This window comes from Thermoflexus sp. (assembly GCF_042408365.1).
Taxonomy (GTDB): Bacteria; Chloroflexota; Anaerolineae; order Thermoflexales; family Thermoflexaceae; genus Thermoflexus.
Genome location: NZ_JBHOQJ010000079.1, coordinates 1 through 5,110 on the forward strand (window position 1 = coordinate 1; position 5,110 = coordinate 5,110).

The following is a 5,110-nucleotide window of genomic DNA, read 5'->3' on the forward strand; positions in this document are numbered from 1 at the left end:
GCTTAGGCGGCCCGCACCTCACGAAGTCTTGATAAGGATAATAAAAACGGGGGCGGATCTTCTTAAGAGATCCACCCCCGTTATGTTTCCAACCGAACAGAGCGTGGCTCAGGGAACGAGTTCTCCGCGTCACGTGTAAGCCCTCGGCCGTTAGTACCGCTCAGCTTCACCCGTTACCGGGCTTCCACCTGCGGCCTATCTAACCGGTAGTCTCCCGGCGGCCTTACCCGGTCAAAGCCGGTGGGGGGCCTTATCTTGGGGTGGGCTTCCCGCTTAGATGCTTTCAGCGGTTATCCCGTCCGGACATTGGCTACCCGGCGATGCCGCTGGCGCGACAACCGGCACACCAGAGGTCCGTCCACCCCGGTCCTCTCGTACTAGGGGCAGCACCCCTCAAGCCCCCAACGCCCACAGCGGATAGAGACCGACCTGTCTCACGACGGTCTGAACCCAGCTCACGTACCGCTTTAACGGGCGAACAGCCCGACCCTTGGGACCTTGTCCAGCCCCAGGATGCGATGCACGTTTCCCCACCGTTTCCGGTGGCGCAGACTATATCATCACCCTGACCATCGCCCGTCAGGGGTCCGGCGTGTGATAGCCGCCATAGATTGGGAGCTCCAGCCGAGCTCCCGGGCAGGCTATCTCGGGCCCAAGGCCCTCAGTCGTTACGGGGTCAGAGGAGCTTATATTCCATAACAGGAGGTATATGGGGACGGATCTGGTTGTGGCGATGTCCGCCGTCCATATACCATACTGCCAGAGCAAACGTTGTGGTCAACAGCGAAACAGGCTCCGGCAGCATTTTCAGCTCCTCGACTTCCCACGGGATTACCCTCGATCCCAGGAGCTTCCTCCCGGTCGTTAGGGCTCCCCCGTTATAAGCCGGATGTGACCCGCAGGGTTACCCCTGCGGGGGCCCAACTGGCTTGAGCCGACATCGAGGTGCCGAGCGAGGCCGTCGATGTGAACTCTTGGGCCTCACCAGCCTGTTATCCCCGGGGTAGCTTTTATCCGTTGATCCACGGCCCTTCCACACGGAGCCGTGGGGTCACTAGGCCCGGCTTTCGCCCCTGCTCGGCATGTCTGCCTCGCAGTCAAGCCCCCTTATGCCCTTGCACTCAACGGCGGGTTTCCATTCCGCCTGAGGGGACCTTTGGGCGCCTCCGTTACCTTTTAGGAGGCTGCCGCCCCAGCAAAACTGGCAACCAGGCACTGTCCGCTGCCCGGGTTCACGGGTCAGCGTTAGGGCCAAGATTTGACCAGGGTGGTATTTCACCGGCGGCTCCACCCAGGCTGGCGCCCAGGCTTCTCAGCCTCCCACCTATCCTACACAGGCCAAACCCTAACCCAATACCAGGCTCCAGTAAAGCTCCACGGGGTCTTTTTGTCCCGCTGCGGGCACTGCGCGTCTTCACGCAGTTCGCAGTTTCGCCGGGACCCTCCTTGGGACAGCGCCCCGGTCGTTACGCCTTTCGTGCGGGTCGGAACTTCGCGTTTCCCCTGAGTTTCCTCAGGGCGCAGACTATCCCTTCATCTCACCGAGCAACCGTAGGAGGTCGTCCTTCGCGTATTTCCGCCGGCCAGAGGGATTCATCGAGTAAGCCATCTCGATGATCTCCCGCAGATAATCCGGGTTCAGGTGGTAATTCGCGTGCACCCACCGAACGATCTGGGCGAACTTCTCGAAGTCCTCCCTTTTCGCCCCGGCCAGCGGATACTTCTCGAAGTGGGGGATGATTTTCCGGACCAGATCGGTTGTCGAGCGAACCTCGTACTTGTATGTCCGATCCGACCGGCTGTATCGGATCCCCCCACATCCGAAGAAGTTTCGCAACCTCTTCAGGAGATCCAGGTCCCGTTCGGAGAGGGAGACCGAGAAGGAGGGCCTCGTTTCAATCCCCACCCGTAGTTTCGGGCGCCGGTTGAAACTCACCATAAAGGTGCCCTCTCCCTCCACAAGACCGGTCACATACCATGGATGCAACCGCACACCTCCTTTTGGCCTGAAGGACGCCTCCATAGTTGCCCCCTTCTTCTGCCGGTGGGCAGAAGGGTGAGAGCCGGCGTTTTGCGCACCGGAGGTGAGTGCGCCTCCCCTTTCGGGTCAGTCGTTACGGGGTCAATCCGTCGCTTTCGCTCCGGACGACTTCCCTCGGGGTTACCCACTGCGGCCCCGCTCCCGCAGGAGGGCTTCCCCGATATGAGCCGGCTTTCATTCCCCTCTCGCGAGGGGAAGGGGCAAGTTCCCACTTACCCGACAAGGAATTTCGCTCACCGTGTTCCGTGACTTTCGCCACGGGGTGGACCATCTCTTCATCCGGCCAAGAGCTCCTGGCGGATTTGCTCCAGAGCAGGGCGGTTGGCGGAGTTCATCTGCGCGGCGATCTTAATGATCTCCAGCAGCCCCTCTCGGGTCCGGTGCCGCCCCTCCTTCATTAGGAGGATGATTTTTCGAAACCGACGCATCTCGACATTCTTCCGAGTTTTCAGAGGATGCTGCAGGAAGAAGTCGCAGATGCGCTCCAGACACTCCAGCCGCCGCACCCGATAAGCGTAGCGATCTTCGTGGTTGGGGCGGACCACACCGCAGCGGAAGAACCGCTTGAGGGCGTAGAGCACCTGGATATCGCGACGGTGTTGGACAACCACAAATTCAGGCAGCACCTGATATCCGATGGTCATGGAGGGGTGACGCTGGATCGAAACGTGAAAGCAGCCTTCACCATCCACGAACCCCACCACCCAATCTGGAGACAGCTTCATCCGGAGCCTCCTGACCGGATGCCCAGCGTATGGCCTCTGAGGATCCTCCCGACGGTGAAACCGGGAGTTTCCTGCGGATTGCCCAATCCCTCGCCATTTTTACGCCGGCGTTGAGCCGGAGACGTAGGGAGGGCTCTCAGGGCTTCCCCGCATATAGCCGGGTATTGCCCCGCCGGTTGCCCGGCGGGCAGGCAGCGCCTTTCCGGCGATACCTTAGGACCGTTATAGTTACGGCCGCCGTTCACCGGGGCTTCAGTTCAGGGCTACACCGGCCGAAGCCGGGTCACCCCTCCCCTTAACCTTCCGGCACTGGGCAGGCGTCGGCCCCTATACTTCCCCTTACGGGTTAGCAGAGACCTGTGGTTTAGGTAACCAGTCGCCAGGGCCTGTTCACTGCGGCCTCCTCGGGCTCGGCCCGAAGGCCTCACCCTACACGAGGCACCCCTTCTCCCGAAGTTACGGGGTCAGTTTGCCGAGTTCCCTAAGGAGGGTTCTCCCGTCCGCCTTAGCGCGCTTACGCCAGCCTACCGGTGTCGGTTTGCGGTACGGGCACCCGGGCTTCAACGCTTAGAGGCTTTTCTCGGCAGTGTGGGCTCGACCACTTCCGCCGGGTTTCCCCGGCTCGCCATCATCCCTCAGGCTCCGGCGGCGGATTTGCCTACCGCCTTCATCGCCCTAAGGACTTGGCACCGGCACAGCCAGCGGCCGGCTGGCCTACCCTCCTGCGTCCCCCCTTCGCTCCACCCGGGTGGGGCCGGAATATTAACCGGCTGTCCATCGGCTACGCCTTTCGGCCTCGCCTTAGGTCCCGCCTAACCCGACGCGGATCGACCTTGCGTCGGAAACCTTAGGCCTTCGGCGGACGCGGTTCTCACGCGTCTTCCGCTACTCGTGCCGGCATTCTCACTTCCGCACGCTCCACGCGTCCTCACGGTCGCGCTTCTACGCGTGCGGAACGCTCCCCTACCATTCCTGCGCCTCATCGACGCAGGAATCCGCTGCTTCGGCGCCGGGCTTGAGCCCCGTTACATTTTCGGCGCAGGGCCGCTCGACCAGTGAGCTGTTACGCACTCTTTAAAGGATGGCTGCTTCTAAGCCAACCTCCTGGCTGTCATAGCAGCCCCACATCCTTTCCCACTGAGCCCGGACTTGGGGGCCTTAGCAGGCGGTCTGGGTTGTTCCCCTCTCGACCATGGAGGTTATCCCCCACGGTCCGACTCCCACGCTGCACGTGGCGGCATTCGGAGTTTGACAGGGTTCGGTAGCATAACGCCCCTAGCCCTACCAGTGCTCTACCTCCGCCACGGACCGCGTGAGGCTAGCCCTCAAGCTATTTCGGGGAGAACGAGCTATCTCCGGGTTCGGTTGGCATATCACCTCTACCCACAGCTCATCCCACACCTTTGCACTGGTGATGGGTTCGGGCCTCCACGGGGGATTAGCCCCGCTTCACCCTGGCCATGGGTAGCTCACCCGGTTTCGCGTCTACTCCTGGCGACGAAACGCCCTGTTCGGACTCGCTTTCGCTCCGGCTCCGGGTGTGACCCCCTTAGCCTTCGCCACCAAGAGTAACTCGCCGGCTCATTCTCCGAAAGGCACGCCCTCAGGCATTGCCCCCGAAGGGGCCATAGCCCTCGGACCGCTTGTAGGCATGCGGTTTCAGGTTCTATTTCACTCCCCTCACCGGGGTTCTTTTCACCTTTCCCTCACGGTACTGGTGCGCTATCGGTCGCCAAGGGTATTTAGCCTTGGAGGGTGGTCCCCCCTGCTTCCCACGACCTTCCACGTGGGCCGTGGTACTCGGGATCCCATCCCCGGGAGGCCTTCGACCTTTCGCCTACGGGGCTATCACCCTCTATGGCGGGCCTTTCCAGACCGCTTCGGCTAGGCCAAGGCTTGGTAACTCCCTGAGACGTCCGAGGCCGCCTCCGGATGGGTCCCACAACCCCCACAGGGCAACGCCCTCGGGCTTTTGCACCCTGTGGGTTTAGGCTCTTCCCCGTTCGCTCGCCACTACTAGGGGAATCTCAATTGATTTCTTTTCCTGGGGGTACTAAGATGTTTCAGTTCCCCCCGTGCCCCTCCGTGGCCTATGGATTCAGCCACGGATGCCTGGGGTTCACCCCAGGCAGGTTTCCCCATTCGGGCACCCCCGGGTCATAGCGCCCGCACACGGCTCCCCGAGGCTTTTCGCAGTGTGCCGCGCCCTTCATCGGCCCTTGGCGCCAAGGCATCCACCGCATGCCCTTACTCGCTTACACGTGACGCGGAGAACCCGTTTCCTGAGCTGCCCGCGTTGCTTTCACTCGCTCTCACGCTCTGTTCGGTTGTTAAGGTGCACCCC

1 rRNA gene is annotated in these 5,110 nt (G+C 61.8%); it reads right to left on the minus strand.

Going from position 1 to position 5,110, the window contains the following annotated elements:
* Positions 1–131: 131 nt before the first annotated feature.
* A 23S ribosomal RNA gene (locus tag ACFMO5_RS03395) occupies positions 132–5,027 on the minus strand.
* Between the last annotated feature and the right edge of the window lie 83 nt (positions 5,028–5,110).